At 70.5% G+C, this 18048-nt stretch carries 17 protein-coding genes; 9 read left to right on the top strand and 8 right to left on the bottom strand.

What is annotated here, in order from left to right:
• Window positions 1-10 precede the first annotated feature (10 nt).
• Window positions 11-736, top strand: a complete 726-nt coding sequence (locus tag J8N05_RS17720; RefSeq protein ID WP_210883909.1) for a FadR/GntR family transcriptional regulator — start codon at window positions 11-13, stop codon at window positions 734-736.
• Here J8N05_RS17720 and J8N05_RS17715 read toward each other — a convergent pair.
• The 3 genes from J8N05_RS17715 to fabG all read right to left on the bottom strand — a co-directional run bounded on the left by J8N05_RS17715 (window position 720) and on the right by fabG (window position 2860).
• Entirely contained in the window at window positions 720-1055 is a 336-nt protein-coding gene (locus J8N05_RS17715; protein ID WP_383947467.1) for a hypothetical protein, read from the bottom strand. The two genes, J8N05_RS17720 and J8N05_RS17715, sit on opposite strands and share 17 nt — an antisense overlap.
• 309 nt (window positions 1056-1364) lie before the next feature.
• Window positions 1365-2135 carry an enoyl-ACP reductase FabI gene (gene fabI / locus J8N05_RS17710; RefSeq protein WP_210883908.1) on the bottom strand — a complete coding sequence of 257 codons (771 nt, stop codon included), beginning with the start codon at window positions 2133-2135 and terminating at the stop codon, window positions 1365-1367.
• A 5-nt stretch (window positions 2136-2140) separates the two neighbouring features.
• On the bottom strand, window positions 2141-2860 hold the full coding sequence (gene fabG, locus J8N05_RS17705; protein ID WP_210883907.1) for a 3-oxoacyl-[acyl-carrier-protein] reductase: 720 nt from the start codon (window positions 2858-2860) through the stop codon (window positions 2141-2143).
• 184 nt (window positions 2861-3044) lie between these two features.
• On the opposite strand from fabG, the gene J8N05_RS17700 reads away from it, so the two are divergent.
• The 3 genes from J8N05_RS17700 (at window position 3045) to tyrS (ending at window position 7303) form a co-directional block, all read left to right on the top strand.
• Window positions 3045-4568 carry a TldD/PmbA family protein gene (locus J8N05_RS17700; protein WP_210883904.1) on the top strand — a complete coding sequence of 508 codons (1524 nt, stop codon included), beginning with the start codon at window positions 3045-3047 and terminating at the stop codon, window positions 4566-4568.
• Window positions 4565-5959, top strand: a complete 1395-nt coding sequence (locus J8N05_RS17695; protein WP_210883902.1) for a metallopeptidase TldD-related protein — start codon at window positions 4565-4567, stop codon at window positions 5957-5959. Before J8N05_RS17700 ends, J8N05_RS17695 begins: the two co-directional genes overlap by 4 nt.
• 78 nt (window positions 5960-6037) lie before the next feature.
• On the top strand, window positions 6038-7303 hold the full coding sequence (gene tyrS / locus J8N05_RS17690; protein ID WP_210883900.1) for a tyrosine--tRNA ligase: 1266 nt from the start codon (window positions 6038-6040) through the stop codon (window positions 7301-7303).
• Between the two features lie 138 nt (window positions 7304-7441).
• On the opposite strand, the gene J8N05_RS17685 is transcribed toward tyrS, so the two are convergent.
• The gene (locus tag J8N05_RS17685) at window positions 7442-7717 is read right to left on the bottom strand and encodes a GlsB/YeaQ/YmgE family stress response membrane protein (RefSeq protein WP_210883898.1); all 276 of its coding nucleotides are present in this window, start codon (window positions 7715-7717) and stop codon (window positions 7442-7444) included.
• 212 nt (window positions 7718-7929) lie between these two features.
• Here J8N05_RS17685 and J8N05_RS17680 point away from each other — a divergent pair, with 212 nt between their 5' ends.
• Window positions 7930-8316 (top strand): DUF3099 domain-containing protein, encoded by a 387-nt coding sequence (locus J8N05_RS17680; protein ID WP_210883896.1) that lies wholly within the window; start codon window positions 7930-7932, stop codon window positions 8314-8316.
• 244 nt (window positions 8317-8560) lie between these two features.
• Window positions 8561-8818: a hypothetical protein gene (locus J8N05_RS17675; RefSeq protein WP_210883895.1), complete on the top strand. Its 258-nt coding sequence runs from the start codon at window positions 8561-8563 to the stop codon at window positions 8816-8818.
• 16 nt (window positions 8819-8834) lie between these two features.
• Here J8N05_RS17675 and moaA read toward each other — a convergent pair whose 3' ends face one another.
• From moaA to J8N05_RS17660, 3 genes are all read right to left on the bottom strand, one after another.
• On the bottom strand, window positions 8835-9824 hold the full coding sequence (gene moaA / locus J8N05_RS17670; protein WP_247706308.1) for a GTP 3',8-cyclase MoaA: 990 nt from the start codon (window positions 9822-9824) through the stop codon (window positions 8835-8837).
• Window positions 9825-10033: 209 nt separating this feature from the next.
• Window positions 10034-11677 carry a solute symporter family protein gene (locus J8N05_RS17665; RefSeq protein WP_210883894.1) on the bottom strand — a complete coding sequence of 548 codons (1644 nt, stop codon included), beginning with the start codon at window positions 11675-11677 and terminating at the stop codon, window positions 10034-10036.
• Window positions 11674-12030, bottom strand: a complete 357-nt coding sequence (locus J8N05_RS17660; protein ID WP_210883892.1) for a DUF485 domain-containing protein — start codon at window positions 12028-12030, stop codon at window positions 11674-11676. The genes J8N05_RS17665 and J8N05_RS17660 overlap by 4 nt, the downstream gene beginning before the upstream one ends.
• Window positions 12031-12448: 418 nt before the next feature.
• Here J8N05_RS17660 and J8N05_RS17655 point away from each other — a divergent pair, with 418 nt between their 5' ends.
• From J8N05_RS17655 to J8N05_RS17645, 3 genes are all read left to right on the top strand, one after another.
• Window positions 12449-13975: a S8 family peptidase gene (locus J8N05_RS17655; RefSeq protein ID WP_210883890.1), complete on the top strand. Its 1527-nt coding sequence runs from the start codon at window positions 12449-12451 to the stop codon at window positions 13973-13975.
• Window positions 13976-14108: 133 nt separating this feature from the next.
• Complete coding sequence (locus tag J8N05_RS17650; protein WP_210883887.1) at window positions 14109-15662, top strand: S8 family peptidase; 1554 nt, start codon at window positions 14109-14111, stop codon at window positions 15660-15662.
• Window positions 15663-15929: 267 nt separating this feature from the next.
• Complete coding sequence (locus J8N05_RS17645) at window positions 15930-16952, top strand: CopD family protein (protein WP_407699913.1); 1023 nt, start codon at window positions 15930-15932, stop codon at window positions 16950-16952.
• Between the two features lie 35 nt (window positions 16953-16987).
• Here J8N05_RS17645 and J8N05_RS17640 read toward each other — a convergent pair whose 3' ends face one another.
• Window positions 16988-18031, bottom strand: coding sequence for a zinc-dependent alcohol dehydrogenase family protein (locus J8N05_RS17640; protein ID WP_210883886.1), 1044 nt, complete (start codon window positions 18029-18031; stop codon window positions 16988-16990).
• Window positions 18032-18048: the final 17 nt, after the last annotated feature.

Raw genomic sequence — 18048 nt, 5'->3', positions numbered from 1 at the left:
AAGGACCGTCATGCCCCTGAGTCACCCTCGTCGTTCGGCCCTGTCCGAGCAGGTCATCGCCGCGCTGCGGAACGAGATCGCCTCGGGCGAGTGGCCGGTGGGCTCCCGCATCCCCACCGAGCCCGAGCTGGTCGAGCAACTGGGGGTGGCCCGCAACACGGTCCGGGAGGCCGTGCGGGCCCTCGCGCACAACGGCCTGCTCGACATCCGGCAGGGCTCGGGCACCTATGTGCTGGCGACCAGCGAGCTGGCCGGTGTGATGCACCGCCGGTTCGCGGACGCCGACCCGCGGCACATCGCCGAGCTGCGCTCGACGCTGGAGTCGAGCGCGGCGAGGCTGGCCGCCGAGCGCCGCACCGAGCGCGATCTCAAACAGCTGGACGCCCTCCTCGTACGCAGGGAGGAGGCCTGGGAGTCGGGCGACACGGAGGCCTTCGTGACCGCCGACACGACCTTCCACCTGGCCGTGGTCGCCGCGTCCCACAACGACGTCATGACGGCGATGTACGCGGACCTGGGCGAGGTCGTGCGCGACTGGCTGCGCGAGGACGTCGGCGAGGAGCTGACGCCCGAGACGCACATGGACCACACCCGCCTGGTGGACGCGATCCGTGCGGGCGACGCGCAGACGGCGGCCTCGGAGGCGGCCGGCTATCCGTTCCTCCTGTGCCGCCCGGGGCGGCCAGGGCCCGCGGGCCCTGCGGGACAGCCGGGGAACGTCACTTCTCGTGGCTGACCCACGCCGAGCGGACTTCCTTCCAGCAGCGGCCGGTCAGCCGGACGTTCTGCGCGGGGCCCGCCTCGACCCTCGCCCCGTCGGCGTCGATGTCCCACCAGCGGTCGCACTCTATGTGCAGGCCGACATGGTCGGACTCCGGATACGGGTTGCGGCAGTACGCCGTCACATGTGAACCCTCGACGACCGTCCGGCACGCCGCTCCGAAGGGTCGTTTCTCGGCGGGCACGCGCGCGTGGGGCGTCGTTCCCGCGGTGTACGCGGAGTGCGAGGCGGCGTCGGAAGGCGCCGCGAGCAGCAGGGTCAGTGCGGCGAACAGCGCGGCGGGGGCCGCCGCGAAAGCGTTCCTGGGGAGCCGATGCGTGCATCGGGCCTGGGACAGGCGCACAAGGGGACCTCCTCGGCCGGGCTCTGGAGGGCGTCTCGGGAGAAGTACTCCTGCTTCGAAGACTCCGAAGACCTCGAAGACCTCGAAGACCTCGAAGACTTCAGGAAGAACTCCTACTCCAGAGTGGGCCGTTACCCCTCGTGGCCGCCCGGCCGGTGGGGCCGAACGGGTGACGCCCCGCTCCCCGCGCACTGCGGGGAACGGGGCGCCGACACCGTGGACGTACCTGCGCGGCAGCGACTACGCGCCGATCGCGTGCAGCCCGCCGTCGACGTGGATGATCTCGCCGGTGGTCTTCGGGAACCAGTCGCTGAGCAGGGCGACGACACCGCGGCCGGCCGGCTCGGGGTCCTTGAGGTCCCACTCCAGGGGCGCGCGGTCGTCCCAGACGGCGGCCAGCTCGCCGAAGCCCGGGATGGACTTGGCGGCCATCGAGCCGATCGGACCGGCCGAGATGAGGTTGGAGCGCACGTTCTGCTTGCCCAGGTCGCGGGCGAGGTAGCGGTTGGTGGCCTCCAGGGCGGCCTTGGCCGGGCCCATCCAGTCGTACTGCGGCCACGCGTACTGGGCGTCGAAGGTGAGGCCGACGACCGAGCCGCCGCCGTTCTGCATCAGCGGCAGGCAGGCCATGGTCAGCGACTTCAGGGAGAAGGCGGAGACGTGCATGGCCGTGGCGACCGACTCGAACGGCGTGTTCAGGAAGTTGCCGCCGAGGGCGTCCTGCGGGGCGAAGCCGATGGAGTGCACGACGCCGTCGAGGCTGCCCAGCTCCGCGCCCACGACCTCGGCGAGCCGCCCGAGGTGCTCGTCGTTGGTCACGTCGAGCTCGATGACCTTGGTGGGCTTGGGGAGCTTCTTGGCGATGCGCTCGGTCAGCGTGGGCCGCGGGAACGCGGTCAGGATGATCTCGGCGCCCTGCTCCTGGGCCAGCTTCGCGGTGTGGAAGGCGATGGACGACTCCATCAGCACACCGGTGATCAGGACCCGCTTGCCCTCAAGAATTCCACTCATGGTGATCAGTGACCCATTCCCAGTCCGCCGTCTACGGGGATGACGGCTCCAGTGATGTACGAGGCCTCTTCCGAGGCGAGGAACCGCACCGTTGCGGCGATCTCCTCGGGCTGCGCGTAACGGCCGAGCGGCACCTGCTTCACGATGGCCTCGCGCTGCTCGTCGGTGAGCGCCTTGGTCATGTCCGTGTCCACGAAGCCGGGTGCGACGACGTTGAAGGTGAGGTTGCGCGAGCCCAGCTCACGGGCGAGCGACCGCGCGAACCCGACCAGGCCGGCCTTGGAGGCCGCGTAGTTCGCCTGGCCCGCCGAGCCGAGGAGGCCGACCACCGAGGAGAGGAGGACGACGCGGCCCTTCCTGGCGCGCAGCATGCCGCGGTTGGCGCGCTTCACGACCCGGAAGGTGCCCGTCAGGTTGGTGTCCAGGACGGACGTGAAGTCCTCCTCGGACATCCGCATCAGCAACTGGTCCTTGGTGACACCGGCGTTGGCGACGAGCACCTCGACCGGGCCGTGCGCGGCCTCGATCTCCTTGTAGGCCTGCTCCACCTGCTCGGTGTCGGTGATGTCGCACTTGACCGCGAGGCAGCCCAGTTCGGTGAGGGCGGCCGGGGGCTCGCCCGAACGGTATGTGATCGCGACCTTGTCGCCCGCGTCGGCGAACGTGCGGGCGATGGCGAGGCCGATGCCCCGGTTTCCTCCGGTGACGAGAACCGAGCGGCTCAACGGATCACCCTTTCGATAGCCGGTCTGGTACCTCGAAAACCTATCGGTACGGTCGGCCCCGCGGAGAATCGGGCACCGACAGTGGCTCGGGGGACTCGCTGTCGGGTCCCTACAGAAAAGCCTGGCCGTCGGGCCCGCCCGCGCGACATGATCGGACCGACAGGCGACAACAAGGGAGACCTCCGTGCCCCATTCCATCGACGAAGCCTTCACGGCACTGCCGCTACGGGCCCTGGCCGACGCGGCGCTCGCGCGGGCCCGGGCGCTGGGCGCCGACCATGCGGACTTCCGGTTCGAGCGGGTGCGCAGCGCGTCCTGGCGGCTGCGGGACGCGAAGCCGGCGGGATCGTCGGACACGACCGACCTCGGGTACGCGGTACGGGTCGTGCACGGCGGTACCTGGGGGTTCGCCTCCGGGGTCGATCTGACGATGGACGCCGCCGCGAAGGTGGCGTCGCAGGCCGTGGCCATGGCCAAGCTGTCGGCGAAGGTGATCAAGGCGGCGGGCTCGGACGAGCGGGTGGAGCTGGCCGACGAGCCCGTGCACGCCGAGCGGACGTGGATCTCCTCGTACGAGATCGACCCCTTCTCCGTACCGGACGAGGAGAAGTCCGGGCTGCTGGCGGAGTGGAGTGCGCGGCTGCTCGGGGCGGCCGGTGTCAGCCATGTCGACGCCTCGCTGATGACCGTGCACGAGAACAAGTTCTACGCGGACACCGCGGGCACGGTGACCACCCAGCAGCGGGTCCGGCTGCACCCGCAGCTGACCGCCGTGGCCGTCGACGAGTCGAGCGGCGAGTTCGACTCGATGCGCACGATCGCGCCGCCCGTCGGACGCGGCTGGGAGTACCTCACCGGCACCGGCTGGGACTGGGAGGCGGAGCTGGGGCGGATCCCGGAGCTGCTGGCGGAGAAGATGCGGGCGCCGAGCGTCACGGCCGGGGTGTACGACCTGGTCGTGGACCCGTCCAACCTGTGGCTGACCATCCACGAGTCCATCGGCCACGCGACCGAGCTGGACCGCGCGCTCGGCTACGAGGCCGCGTACGCGGGGACCTCGTTCGCCACCTTCGACCAGCTGGGCAAGTTGCGGTACGGCTCCGAGCTGATGAACGTGACGGGCGACCGCACCGCCGAGCACGGCCTCGCGACCATCGGGTACGACGACGAGGGCGTGGCCGGGCAGTCCTGGGACCTTGTGAAGGACGGCACGCTCGTCGGCTACCAGCTGGACCGCAGGATCGCGAAGCTGACCGGCTTCGAGCGGTCCAACGGCTGCGCGTACGCCGACTCGCCCGGCCATGTGCCCGTACAGCGCATGGCGAACGTGTCGCTGCAGCCCGATCCGGCGGGGATGTCCACGGACGACCTCATCGGCAGCGTCGACCGCGGGATCTATGTCGTCGGCGACCGGTCCTGGTCGATCGACATGCAGCGCTACAACTTCCAGTTCACCGGCCAGCGGTTCTTCAAGATCGAGAACGGGCAGATCACGGGCCAGCTGCGGGATGTCGCCTACCAGGCGACGACCACGGACTTCTGGGGCTCGATGGCGGCCGTCGGCGGCCCGCAGACATATGTCCTGGGCGGCGCCTTCAACTGCGGCAAGGCCCAGCCGGGCCAGGTCGCGGCGGTCTCGCACGGCTGCCCCTCCGCCCTCTTCAAGGGCGTCAACATTCTGAACACCACGCAGGAGGCCGGGCGATGAGTCCTCGTACGAACAAGCCGCACGAGATCGTCGAGCGGGCCCTCGCCCTGTCCCGGGCGGACGGGTGTGTCGTCATCGCCGACGAGCAGTCGACCGCGAACCTGCGCTGGGCGGGCAACGCGCTGACCACCAACGGTGTCACGCGCGGGCGCACCCTGACCGTCGTCGCCACGGTCGACGGCCGCGAGGGCACCGCCTCCGGGGTCGTCTCGCGCTCCGCGGTGACCGCCGACGAGCTGGAGCCGCTGGTACGGGCCGCCGAGGCCGCGGCGCGCGGGGCGGGCCCCGCCGAGGACGCCCAGCCGCTCGTGGAGGGCGTACCCGCCTCCCCCGACTTCACGGACGCGCCCGCCGAGACCTCGTCGGCGGTGTTCACCGACTTCGCCCCGGCGCTCGGTGAATCGTTCGCACGCGCGCGTGCGGGCGGCCGGGAGCTGTACGGCTTCGCCAACCACGAGCTCGTCACGAGCTACCTGGGGACGTCCACGGGGCTGCGCCTGCGTCACGACCAGCCGAACGGGACGCTGGAGCTGAACGCCAAGTCCCCGGACCGTACGCGCTCGGCGTGGGCCGGCCGCTCCACGCGGGACTTCAAGGACGTCGACCCGGCGGCGCTCGACGCCGAGCTGGCCGTCCGGCTGGGCTGGGCCGAGCGGCGGATCGACCTGCCCGCCGGGCGGTACGAGACGCTGCTGCCGCCGACCGCCGTCGCGGACCTGCTGATCTACCAGCTGTGGTCGGCGGCGGCCCGGGACGCGGCCGAGGGCCGGACGGTGTTCAGCAAGCCGGGCGGCGGCACACGCGTCGGCGACCGGCTCACCGGGCTGCCGCTCACCCTGCGCAGCGACCCGAACGAGGCCGGGCTCGAAAGCGCCCCCTTCGTCCTCACCCACTCCTCCGGCGACGACGCCTCCGTCTTCGACAACGGACTGCCCCTCAAGGCCACGGAGTGGATCCGTGAGGGCGAGCTGAAGCGTCTGACGAGCACCCGGCACAGCGCGGCCCTGACGGGACTGCCGGTGGCTCCGGGCATCGGCAACCTCGTCCTCGACGGCGGCGACGACACCTCGCTGGAGGAGATGGTCGCCGCGACCGGACGCGGACTGCTGCTGACCTGCCTCTGGTACATCCGCGAGGTCGACCCGGCGACGCTGCTGCTGACCGGGCTGACCCGGGACGGCGTCTACCTCGTGGAGAACGGGGAGGTCACCGGCGAGGTGAACAACTTCCGGTTCAACGAGTCCCCGGTGGGCCTGCTGGGGCGGGCGACCGAGGCGGGGCGGACGGAGAAGACGCTGCCGCGCGAGTGGAGCGACTGGTTCACCAGGGCCGCGATGCCGGCGCTGCGGGTGCCGGATTTCAATATGAGCTCTGTCAGTCAGGGCGTATAACCTCGGTAGCCTCGCAGTCGGCTGCCCCAGGGCTGTCCTTCCGGCTGCACGAAGATCATGCAAGGAGACACGAGAACCGTGACGGACATCGTCGACGAGCTGAAGTGGCGCGGGCTGTTCGCCCTGTCCACCGACGAGAACGCATTGCGCAAGGCGCTCGCGGACGGTCCCGTCACGTTCTATTGCGGCTTCGACCCCACCGCGGCCTCCCTGCACGTCGGACACCTGGTGCAGGTCCTCACCATGCGCCGGCTCCAGCAGGCGGGCCTGCGTCCGCTGGCCCTGGTGGGCGGGGCGACCGGCCAGATCGGCGACCCGCGCCCGACGGCGGAGCGCACGCTGAACGACCCGGAGACGGTCGCGGCCTGGGTCGGCCGGCTGCGCTCCCAGATCGAGCCGTTCCTGTCCTTCGAGGGCGAGAACGCCGCGGTGATGGTGAACAACCTGGACTGGACGGCCGGCCTGTCGGCCATCGAGTTCCTGCGGGACATCGGCAAGCACTTCCGCGTCAACAAGATGCTCACCAAGGACTCGGTCGCCCGGCGCCTGGAGTCCCAGGAGGGCATCAGCTACACGGAGTTCAGCTACCAGCTGCTCCAGGGCATGGACTTCCTTGAGCTGTACCGGAGGTACGGCTGCACCCTCCAGCAGGGCGGCAGCGACCAGTGGGGCAACCTCACGGCGGGCCTGGACCTGATCCACCGCCTGGAGCCGGACGCCCAGGCGCACTGCATCGCGACACCGCTGATGGTCAAGGCGGACGGCACCAAGTTCGGCAAGACCGAGGGCGGGGCCGTCTGGCTCGACCCGGAGATGACGACGCCGTACGCGTTCTACCAGTTCTGGCTGAACGTGGACGATCGTGACGTCTCGACGTACATGCGGATCCTGTCCTTCAAGTCCCAGGCGGAGCTGGAGGAGTTGGAGAAGCTGACCGAGGAGCGTCCGCAGGCCCGCGCGGCGCAGCGTGCGCTGGCCGAGGAGCTGACGACGCTGGTGCACGGGGCCGGGCAGACCGCCGCCGTGATCGCCGCCTCGCGGGCGCTGTTCGGACAGGGGGAGCTGGCCGAGCTCGACGCGGCGACGCTCAGTGCCGCGCTGTCCGAGCTGCCCCGGGTGCGGGTGGCCGAGCCGGGGTCCGTGGTCGACCTGTTCGCCGAGGTCGGGCTCGTGCCCAGCAAGTCCGCTGCGCGGCGGGCCGTGAAGGAGGGGGGCGCGTACGTGAACAATGTGAAGGTCGCGTCCGAGGACGCGGTTGTCTCCGCGGACGATCTGTTGCACGGGCGGTGGCTGGTGCTGCGGCGGGGGAAGAAGTCGCTTGCGGCCGTGGAGGTCGGGGGTTAGGAGCGTTCTTCGGGTGCGGGTGCGGGTGCGCTGTGGCTGGTCGCGCCGTTCCCCGCGCCCCTAAAGGCGAAAAGATTGCGCAGTTCCCCGCGCCCCTTTCCAGGGGCGCGGGGAACTGCGCAATCTTTTCGCCTTCGCTCAGGCTCTTTGTTTGTTGCCCCTCATTGCCGTGTAGAGCATGTCTCCCAGGAAGACGATGACGACCGCGGCCACCAGTTGGAGGGCGTGACGGCCCCAGTCGATGCCGCTGGTCTCGCCGATGCCGATACCGCGGGCGATCGCGTTGCCCACGATCGCGCCGATGATTCCGAAGATCGTGGTGAGCCAGAGCGGACTGTGCTGCTTGCCAGGAATGATCGCCTTGGCCAGCAAGCCCAGTACGAATCCCACGATGATCGCCCACAACCAGCCCATGGCTGCCTCCTATACGGCTCTACGCGAGCATTACGCCCAGTGTCGGCCCGGGTGCCGTACGGCGCATGTCGGGCACGGCCATACGCGGTACGGCGCAGACGTCCCCAGCCACGCCGGAGCCGACCCGGCCTCGTGGGCGGCACGGCCGCGGCGTAACGTTGTTGCCCGTACGGGCCAGGGAGCGTCCGACGCAGGCGGGGTGGTGGAACGTGATGCGGAAGCAGAGCGAGACCGAGGTCTTCCGGATCACCGGGGCCAGGCAGGGGCTCGCCGACGACGTACGGGGCAGGCAGCGCCGCTACATCATCTCGATGTCCGTCCGTACCGTTTCCGTCGTCCTCGCGGCCACGCTCTGGAACGTGGAGCGCCATGTCGCCGTCGTTGCGCTGGTGCTCGGCGTGCTGCTCCCCTACATCTCCGTCGTGATCGCCAACGCGGGACGCGAGAACGCGCCCTCGCTGCCGTCCACTTTCGTGACCGCCCCGACCCGTCCGATGCTTGCGGGTCCGAGCGCCGGCGGGGCCGCGGAACCCGTCGCGGAAGACCTGACGGCCGACCCCGGCACACGGCTGCGGGACGAGCCGCACGAACGGGCCTGAGCACCGGGGATCCGGAAAAAGCGGAATCCGAAACCTCTGCCAAGCTCAAGAAAAGCTCAGATCAATCATGTTGTTCCGTTGCCGGGCGATGGGTTAGCCGTGACATACTTGGTACGCACTCCGCATCCCCCGTCGGAGTGACAGACCGACGCCGGGCAGCTCCCCCCGTGGCTGCTCGGCGTCGCCTTTTCCGGACCCGCCGGCACCCGTGGGAACCCGTCGGGACTCGACTACTGTCGAGGACGTGATCCTGAACGTTCCCGGTTCCGAGCCGTCCTCCCCGTCCTCCCCCATCTGCTCCGCCAAGGCCTGCCGGGCCGACGCCGTGTGGGTGCTCGCCTGGAACAACCCGAAACTGCACACGCCGGAGCGCCGCAAGACGTGGCTCGCGTGCGAGGAGCACCGCGACCATCTGTCGAAGTTCCTGGGCGTCCGCGGGTTCCTGAAGGACGTGGTCCTCCTGGCGGAATGGGAACCCGCGGAGCAGCAGCCCGGCCAGTGAGGGGCGAGCCGGGCGGTCAGCCGCCGATCGCCGACATCGGGCGGTCCGGCTGGACGAACGTGGGGTCGTCCAGTCCTGCCCCGGCCTTCTTCCCCCACATCGACAGCCGCCAGATCCGGGCGATCTCCTCGTCCGGCGCGTCCGAGCGGAGCGCCGCCCGCAGATCGGTCTCCTCCCGGGCGAAGAGGCAGGTGCGGACCTGCCCGTCCGCGGTGAGCCGCGTACGGTCGCAGGCCGAGCAGAACGGGCGGGTGACCGAGGCGATCACGCCGACCCGGTGCGGGCCGCCGTCCACCACCCAGCGCTCGGCGGGTGCCGAGCCACGCTCGTCGGCCCCCTCCTCCGTCAGCTCGAAGCGCGTGCGCAGCGAGGCGAGGATGTCACCGGCGGTGACCATGCCGTCGCGCTTCCAGCCGTGCTGCGCGTCCAGCGGCATCTGCTCGATGAACCGCAGTTCGTAGTCGTTCTCCACGGCCCAGGCGAGCAGGTCCGGCGCCTCGTTCTCGTTCAGTCCGGGCATCAGTACGGAATTGACCTTGACCGGCGTCAGTCCCGCGGCGCGGGCCGCTTCGAGGCCCTCGATGACGTCCTTGTGGCGGTCACGGCGGGTGAGAGTCTTGAAGACGTCCGGGCGCAGGGTGTCCAGCGAGACGTTGACCCGGTCGAGGCCCGCCGCCTTGAGGGCGGTCGCGGTGCGCTTGAGGCCGATGCCGTTCGTCGTCAGGGACATCTGGGGGCGGGGTTCGAGGGCCGCCACACGCTCCACAATGCCGACCAGACCGGGGCGCAGCAGGGGCTCGCCGCCGGTGAAGCGGACCTCGGTGATGCCGAGCCGGGTCACCGCCAGGTCGATGAGGCGGACGATCTCGTCGTCCGTGAGCAGGTCCGGCTTGGCCAGCCACTGCAGGCCCTCCTCGGGCATGCAGTACGTACATCTGAGGTTGCACCGGTCGGTCAGTGAGACGCGCAGGTCGGTGGCCACCCGGCCGTAGGTGTCGATGAGCACGTGGGCCCCCTCCCTCGGTACTGCGGGCTTCGAACGATCAGTCGATCCGATATCAACGAGCCTACGTGACGGGACCGACAACACGGGTGGCCCGATCCCACGAGACGCACCGCGGCCGCGTCGTAGGGATCTACGACGCGGCCGCGGTGCGTGACAGTCAGTACCTGACGCGGTACCTGACGCAGTACCTGACGGTCGGTGGCCGGAGGTCAGTGCGCTCCGGTTCCGGTGAGGGAGCGGACCTCCAGCTCGGCGTACTTGCCAGCGTCCGCCTTCTCCTTGGACAGGAGGGTGCCGAGGAAGCCCAGCAGGAAGCCGACGGGGATCGAGATGATGCCCGGGTTCTCCAGCGGGAACCAGTGGAAGTCGACGTCCGGGAACATCGAGGTGGCCTTGCCGGAGACGACCGGCGAGAAGAGCACCAGGCCGACCGCCGTGGCGAGTCCTCCGTAGATCGACCACAGCGCGCCCTGGGTGGTGAACCGCTTCCAGAAGAGGCTGTAGAGGATCGTCGGGAGGTTGGCGGAGGCGGCGACCGCGAAGGCGAGGGCCACCAGGCCGGCGACGTTGAGGTCACGGGCCAGGGCGCCGAGGCCGATGGAGACGACACCGATGCCGATGGTGGCGTAACGGGCCGCGTTGAGCTCCTCCTTCTCGGTGGCCTTGCCCTTCCTGATGACGTTCGCGTAGATGTCGTGGGCGAACGACGAGGACGACGCGAGGGTCAGACCGGCGACCACCGCGAGGATCGTGGCGAAGGCCACCGCGGAGATCGTGGCGAGCAGGATCGCGCCCCAGGCCGAGTCGACGCCGCCCAGATGCAGGGCGAGCAGAGGGGCCGCCGTGTTGCCCGCCGGGTTCGACTCGACGATCTCCTCCTTCGAGATGAGGGCCGCCGCGCCGAAGCCGAGCGCGATGGTCATCAGGTAGAAGCCGCCGATGATGCCGATCGCCCAGTTCACGGACTTACGCGCGGCCTTGGCGTTGGGCACGGTGTAGAAGCGGATCAGGATGTGCGGCAGACCGGCGGTGCCCAGCACCAGGGCGATGCCCAGCGAGATGAAGTCGATGCTGGAGGTGGTCGTGAGCCCGTACTTCAGGCCGGGCTCCAGGAACGCCGCGCCGCCGCCGCTGTTCGAGGCGGCCTTGCCCAGCAGCTCCGAGACGTTGAAGTCGAACTTGAGCAGCACCAGGAAGGTGATGAGCAGGGTGCCGCCGATGAGCAGCACGGCCTTGACCATCTGGACCCAGGTGGTGCCCTTCATGCCGCCGATGGTGACGTACACGATCATCAGGACGCCGACCAGGGCGACGATGCCGACCTTGCCCGCGTCGCTGGTGATGCCGAGGAGCAGCGAGACGAGGACGCCCGCGCCCGCCATCTGCGCGAGCAGATAGAAGATCGAGACGACGATCGTGGAGGTGCCCGCGGCGGTACGGACCGGGCGCTGGCGCATGCGGTAGGCGAGCACGTCGCCCATCGTGTAGCGGCCGGAGTTGCGCAGCGGTTCGGCGACCAGGAGCAGTGCCACCAGCCAGGCGACGAGGAAGCCGATGGAGTACAGGAAGCCGTCGTAGCCGAAGAGGGCGATGGCGCCCGCGATGCCGAGGAACGAGGCCGCGGACATGTAGTCGCCGGAGACGGCGAGCCCGTTCTGGAAGGCGCTGAAGGAACGGCCGCCGGCGTAGAAGTCGGAGGCGTCCTTGGTCTGCCGGCCCGCCCAGACGGTGATGACGAGGGTCGCGACGACGAAGACCGCGAACAGGGAGATGATCAGCGGCCGGTGCTCGCTGGCCTCCCCCGCCGCGAGCTGCGCCTGTGCGAGCTGTACCTGACCGATCGCGGGGCTCATGCGCCGCCCTCCATCCGGGACTTGATCGCCTCGGCCTTGGGGTCGAGCTTGGACGAGGAGTGACGCTCGTACCACCAGGCGATGAGGAACGTGGTGAGGAACTGGGCGAGGCCCAGCACGAAGGCGACGTTGAAGTTGCCGAACAGCTTGGTGCCCATGAAGTCGTCCGCGTAGATCGACAGCAGGACGTACAGCAGGTACCAGCTGATGAAGCCGATGGTCAGCGGGAAGGCGAAGGAGCGGTGGGCGCGGCGCAGCTCACCGAACTCGGCGCTCTCCTGCACCTCGACGAACTCCGCTGTGGTCGGGAGATGAGGTTCGGCTTTCGAGGGGGGTGGTGCGTCGGTGGCCACGGAGTCTCCTCGCGTTGCGGGTGCGGGTTCTGAGGCGGGGTCGGGTGCGGGTCCGGTACCGGACGGGGGTCTGTCCGGATCGGCGGGCGGGCTGGCTTCGGGCATGGCTGATCTCTGACCTCACGGTGACGTGGATCACGTGGGCCGGGTGGCGATGCTAGGTCCCCCGGGCGTGATCCAACAGGGGGCTCGACGGTGCTCGTGCTCCCTGCTCAACGTCACGGCGCGGCACGGGGAGCGGTTCAACACCGGGCACTTCTTTCGGAACTCGGTTCCGGCGTCCCACAAGACATCCCCGTAAGTCATTGCTGGCCAGGGATGCCGGGAGATAGCTTCGCCCTGCACCACCCAGTCATGTACCTGCCCGAGCACCACCTGTGTTCGGGCCGGTTCCTTTTCCGGATGATGTGGAGACCCCATGGCTCATCTGCGCTCCAGACGCCGCCTCGCTCTCGCCGTGCCCGTCGTGCTGTCGCTCACCGCCACGCTCGGTTTCCTGCCGGGTGCCGCTTCGGCCGCGCCGCAGCGGTCCGCTCCCGTCGCCACCGCGGCCGACGGACCGAACCTCGCGTACGTGGTCAACACGAAGACCGACCACCGCACGCTCACGTCGGTGAAGAAGGCGATCGTCGAGGCCGGCGGCACCGTCGTCGTCACGTACGAGAAGATCGGCGTCATAGTCGCCCACTCGGCCAGTCCCGAGTTCGGATCGCAGATCCGCGCGGTGCGCGGCGTCCAGTCCGCCGGTGCCACGCGTACGACCCCGCTGACCGCCGCGGGTACGACGGACGAGGGCGCCGCCGACTATCTGTCGGCCGCCGAGGCCGCCAAGGTGAAGGCCGCGGCCACCCCGGAGAGCGAGCCCCTTGAGGCCGACCAGTGGGACCTGCGCGCGATAGGCGCCGACAAGGCCGCGAAGATCAACCCGGGCAGCAGGAAGGTCACGGTCGCCGTGATCGACACGGGTGTCGACGACACGCACCCGGACCTGGCCCCCAACTTCTCCGCCCAGCAGTCCGCCAACTGCGTGGGCGGCGTCGCCGACACGAGCGCGGGCGCCTGGCGTCCGTACACCGCCGACGACTACCACGGCACGCATGTCGCCGGTGAGATCGCCGCCGCCCGCAACGGCATCGGCGTCGCCGGTGTCGCGCCCGGTGTGAAGGTCTCCGGCATCAAGGTCAGCGACCCGGACAACGGACTCTTCTACCCGGAGAGCGTCGTCTGCGCCTTCGTGTTCGCCGCCGACCACGGCGTGGAGATCACGAACAACAGCTACTACGTGGACCCGTGGCTCTACAACTGCATGGACGACCCGGACCAGAAGGCGATCGTCGACGCGGTCAACCGGGCCCAGCAGTACGCCACGAAGAAGGGCACCCTGCACCTCGCGTCGGCCGGAAACTCCAACCACGACCTGGCCTCGGACGCCATCGTGGACGAGTCGAGCCCCGACGACTCGACGCCGGTCACCCGCACGATCGACCCGCACGAGTGCTTCGACGTACCGACCCAGCTGCCGGGTGTCGTGACGGTGAGCGCGACCGGCGTTCAGAACCTCAAGTCGTACTACTCGACGTACGGCAAGGGTGTCATCGACATCGCCGCTCCCGGTGGTGACCGGCTCTACCAGATCCCGGACACCCCGTCGAAGAACGGCCGCATCCTCTCCACGATGCCGAACAACCAGTACGGCTTCCTCCAGGGGACGTCGATGGCGTCGCCGCACGCCGCGGGGGTCGCCGCGCTGCTGAAGTCCGAGCACCCGTGGGCGAGTCCCGCCCAGCTGCAGGCGCTGCTGAAGGCCCAGGCGGACAACCCGGGCTGCCCGGACTCGTACGACCAGGACGGCAACGGCACGCAGGACGCCACCTGTGAGGGCGGCAGGCGCGTGAACGGCTTCTACGGCTTCGGCATCGTCAACGCGCTGAAGGCTGTCAAGTAGGCCTGCACTCCGCCGGTTCGGGCCGGTTTCCGCCAGAGGACTTCCCGCACGGCCCGCACCCGCCCGCACGACCGGCACTTCCCGTACCACCCGCACGGCCCGCTCGAACTCGCGAAAACGAACTGGAGACAGCATGACCGCGCCTACTACGCGCTCGCGTCGCTTCATAGCCATCCCGCTGGGAATGGCCATGGCCACGGCTCTCGCCTTCCTGCCGAACGTCAACGCGTCCGCCGCTCCGGCGGCCGGCACGGCCGGGGCGACCACGGCGGCCGACGTGGCCGGGAAGATCTCCGCGGAGGCCACCCCGCTGAGCTACGTCGTCAACGTCCGTTCCGGGCACGGCACTTCGTCGCACGTGAAGAAGGCCATCGCCAAGGCCGGCGGCACCGTCGTGACGTCGTACGACCGGATCGGTGTGATCGTCGTCCACTCGTCGAACGCCGACTTCGCCAAGACGATCCGCAAGGTGCGCGGAGTCGAGTCGGCGGGCTCGACGCGTACGGCCCCGCTGCCCGCGCAGTCCACGACCGACGTCGGCACCCCGAAGGCCCTCACCGCGGAGGAGATCGCCGACGTCGACGCCGCCGCCGGACAGGACCCGCTGGAGCCCCTGCAGTGGGACCTGCCCGCCATCAAGGCGGACAAGGCGCACGAGAAGACGCTCGGCAGCAAGAAGGTCACCGTCGCCGTGATCGACACCGGCGTCGACGACACGCACCCCGACATCGCGCCGAACTTCGACCGCGAGGCGTCGGTCAACTGCGTGTCGGGCAAGCCGGACACGACCGACGGCGCCTGGCGGCCGAGCGCCGCCGAGAGCCCGCACGGCACGCACGTGGCCGGCGAGATCGCCGCCGCCAAGAACGGCGTCGGCGTCACCGGTGTCGCGCCCGGCGTGAAGGTCTCCGGCATCAAGGTCTCCACCACGGCCGGCTTCTTCTACACGGAGGCCGTCGTCTGCGGCTTCATGTGGGCGGCCGAGCACGGCGTGGACGTCACGAACAACAGCTATTACACCGACCCGTGGTACTTCAACTGCAAGAACGACCCGGACCAGAAGGCGCTCGTCGAGGCCCTCACCCGGGCCACGAAGTACGCGGAGAAGAAGGGCACGGTCAACGTCGCGGCGGCCGGCAACGAGAACTACGACCTCGCCGCCGACGAGATCACCGACCCGACCTCGCCGAACGACTCGACCCCCTCGGACCGCGTCATCGACCCGTCCGAGTGCCTCGACATCCCGACCCAGCTGCCGGGTGTCGTCACGGTCGCGTCGACCGGCGCCAAGGGCATCAAGTCGTCCTTCTCCAACCACGGCCTGGGCGTCATCGACATCGCGGCCCCCGGCGGCGACTCGACGCGCTACCAGACCCCCGCCCCGCCCGCCACCAGCGGCCTGATCCTCGGCCCGCTGCCGGGCGGCTCGTGGGGCTACATGGCCGGTACGTCGATGGCGTCCCCGCACGTCGCGGGCGTCGCGGCCCTGATCAAGTCGACGCACCCGCACGCCTCGGCCGCCCTGGTCAAGGCCCTGCTGTACGCGGAGGCCGACGCCACGCCGTGCACGGACCCGTACGACATCGACGGCGACGGCAAGGTCGACGCGGTCTGCGAGGGCTCGAAGAACCGCAACAGCTTCTACGGCTGGGGCACCGCGGACGCGCTGGACGCGGTGACCAAGTAGCCGTGACCGAGCAGCGGTGACCGAGCAGGGCCCGCGCGGTCCGAGGTCATCGGGTGGGTGAGGGGCCGGGCAGCCGTGTGCTGTCCGGCCCCTTCGTGTTCGCAGGCACGCTGTCGACGGGTGCGGATTCCCTGCGTCCCCGGCTGAGTCGCGGGACCGCCGGGCGCGTATGAATGGGCGGAATGCCCGTGGGGCGGGTGGAATGCCGTTCCGCCAGTTGTTTTCCAGGACTTGCCCCGGTCTGGGACGACTGGTGAAGATCTTGGGGTGAGTTCGATACGACCGACTGCCGACGCCGGGGGCGAGGCGGGCGCTCCCCGGGTGAGCGCGGCCTCCCTCCAGCGTTCCGTGACCGTCCTCGCCCTGGTGGCGCTGGCCGCGCTGATCCCCCTGCTCGGGCCGTCCCTCGCGCTGGACGGCACGGGCGAGGCCGCCGCGCCCGGGGTGGGCGGGATCGCGTTCCTGCGGACGGTCCTGTTCGCGGCGGTGTGCGTGCCGGCCGGCGAGCTGTTCGTCACCCGGCTGGCGCGTCGGGTGCCCGGCGCCCCGTGGCAGGACACCCCGCGCAGTTGGGCCCCGGTGTCGGCCGCCGCCGGTTTCGTCGCCGCGCTCGGTCTCGCGTCGGTGGTGGCCACGGGGAACCTGGTGCCGCGCCGGCTCTCCGACATGGACATCGGCGGGCTCTACCAGTCGCGGGACGGGGCGCTCGCGCTCCTGGAGGTCAACGCGTTCGTCGTACTGGGCCTGTGCGCCCTGTCGCGCCGTCCGGGCACCCAGGTGTGGCCGCTGGCCGCGGTGGCCGTCGCGGAGGCCCTGCGCGCCCATCCGACGACCGAACAGAGCCCGCTGATCGGTTCGGGCCTGACGCTCGTTCACGTGACCTGTGCGGCCCTGTGGGCGGGCGGGCTGCTGTACGTCCTGCGCACGCTGCTCCGGTGGCGCAGCAGCGCCCCCGGGGAGGGCGCCGCGTTGTTGGGCCTCTACGCGCGCGTGGCGGCCGTCCTGCTCGCCGCGATCACCGCGACGGGCGTGTGCAGCACGCTGCGCCGGATGCCGCCCGGCACGGTACTGGACCAGCTGACGACGACGGCGTACGGGCGCACGCTGCTCGCGAAGGTGCTCCTCGTGGTCGTCGTCGCCGTCCTCGCGCTGTGGGCCCGGCGCCGGCTGCGCCGGGCGGCCGATCCGCTCACCGCCTACTCCCCCGCGCGCGCGGAGGTCGTGGTGCTGGGTCTGGTGGTGGCGGTCTCGGCCCTGCTGACGGCGGTGCCGGTGCCGATCCGCTGGTGACGGTCCGGCCCGCCGGAGTCAGTAGGCGACCCGGGTCAGTAGGTGACCATCACCTTGAGCGCGGTGCGCCCGTCCATCGCCTTGTAACCGTCCGGTACGCCCTCCAGAGGAACCGTCAGGTCGAAGACGGGCGACGGGTCGACGGTCCCGTCCAGCACGTCGGGCAGCAGCTCCGGGATGTACGCGCGGACGGGCGCGACCCCGCCCCGCAGGGCGATGTTCCGGTCGAACATGACGCTCAGGTCGAGGCCGGTGCCGCTGCCGTGCGGCACGCCGACGAAGCCGATGGCGCCGCCGTCGCGGGTGATGTTCACGGCCGTGCTCATCGACTGCTCGGTGCCGACGGCCTCGACGACGGCGTGGGCGCCCTGGCCGCGGGTGAGCGCACGGACCGCCTCGACGGCCGCGTCCCCGCGTTCGGCGACGACGTCGGTGGCTCCGAAACGGCGTGCGAGGTCCGTACGCGTCTCATGGCGGCCCAGCGCGATGATCCGCTCGGCGCCGAGATGCCTGGCGGCGAGCACGGCGCACAGGCCGACCGCTCCGTCGCCGACGACGGCGACCGTGGCGCCGGGGCGGGCGCCCGCGCCGAGGGCGGCGTGATGGCCGGTCCCCAGGACGTCGGAGAGGGTGAGCAGGGCGGCCAGCAGACGGTCGTCGGAGGCGGCCTCGGCGGGCAGCGCGACGAGCGTGCCGTCGGCGTACGGGACGCGCACGGCCTCGCCCTGTCCGCCGTCGGACCCCACGGAACCCCAGAATCCGCCGTGTTCGCAGGAGGTGGTGAGCCCTTCGCGGCAGTAGTCGCACACACCGTCGGACCACATGAAGGGCGCGACGACGAGATCGCCCCTGCGGACGGAGCCCACCTCCGCGCCGGTCTCCTCGACGATCCCGAGGAACTCGTGCCCGATGCGCTGCCCGGGTGTCCGCGCGGACTCGCCCCGGTACGCCCACAGGTCGCTGCCGCAGACGCAGGAGCGCAGGACCCGTACGACGGCGTCGCCCGGCTGCCGCACCACCGGGTCGGGGACGTCCTCCACGCGCAGGTCGAACGGGGCGTGGATGGTGGTGGCGCGCATGCGGGGTCCTGCTTCCG

Source organism: Streptomyces liliiviolaceus (assembly GCF_018070025.1).
In the GTDB taxonomy this organism is placed as follows: Bacteria; Actinomycetota; Actinomycetes; order Streptomycetales; family Streptomycetaceae; genus Streptomyces; species Streptomyces liliiviolaceus.
The sequence above is the reverse complement of the archived record's forward strand: the minus strand, read 5'-3'. Positions and strand labels throughout refer to the sequence as shown.

What these genes read in the sequence shown, in the direction of transcription:
- J8N05_RS17655 (WP_210883890.1), top strand. Translation starts at nt 12,449, where the DNA reads ATGGCTCATCTGCGCTCCAGACGCCGCCTCGCTCTCGCCGTGCCCGTC.
- J8N05_RS17665 (WP_210883894.1), bottom strand. Translation starts at nt 11,677, where the DNA reads ATGAGCCCCGCGATCGGTCAGGTACAGCTCGCACAGGCGCAGCTCGCG.
- J8N05_RS17685 (WP_210883898.1), bottom strand. Translation starts at nt 7,717, where the DNA reads ATGGGCTGGTTGTGGGCGATCATCGTGGGATTCGTACTGGGCTTGCTG.
- J8N05_RS17640 (WP_210883886.1), bottom strand. Translation starts at nt 18,031, where the DNA reads ATGCGCGCCACCACCATCCACGCCCCGTTCGACCTGCGCGTGGAGGAC.
- J8N05_RS17680 (WP_210883896.1), top strand. Translation starts at nt 7,930, where the DNA reads ATGCGGAAGCAGAGCGAGACCGAGGTCTTCCGGATCACCGGGGCCAGG.
- J8N05_RS17650 (WP_210883887.1), top strand. Translation starts at nt 14,109, where the DNA reads ATGACCGCGCCTACTACGCGCTCGCGTCGCTTCATAGCCATCCCGCTG.
- fabI (WP_210883908.1), bottom strand. Translation starts at nt 2,135, where the DNA reads ATGAGTGGAATTCTTGAGGGCAAGCGGGTCCTGATCACCGGTGTGCTG.
- J8N05_RS17720 (WP_210883909.1), top strand. Translation starts at nt 11, where the DNA reads ATGCCCCTGAGTCACCCTCGTCGTTCGGCCCTGTCCGAGCAGGTCATC.
- J8N05_RS17695 (WP_210883902.1), top strand. Translation starts at nt 4,565, where the DNA reads ATGAGTCCTCGTACGAACAAGCCGCACGAGATCGTCGAGCGGGCCCTC.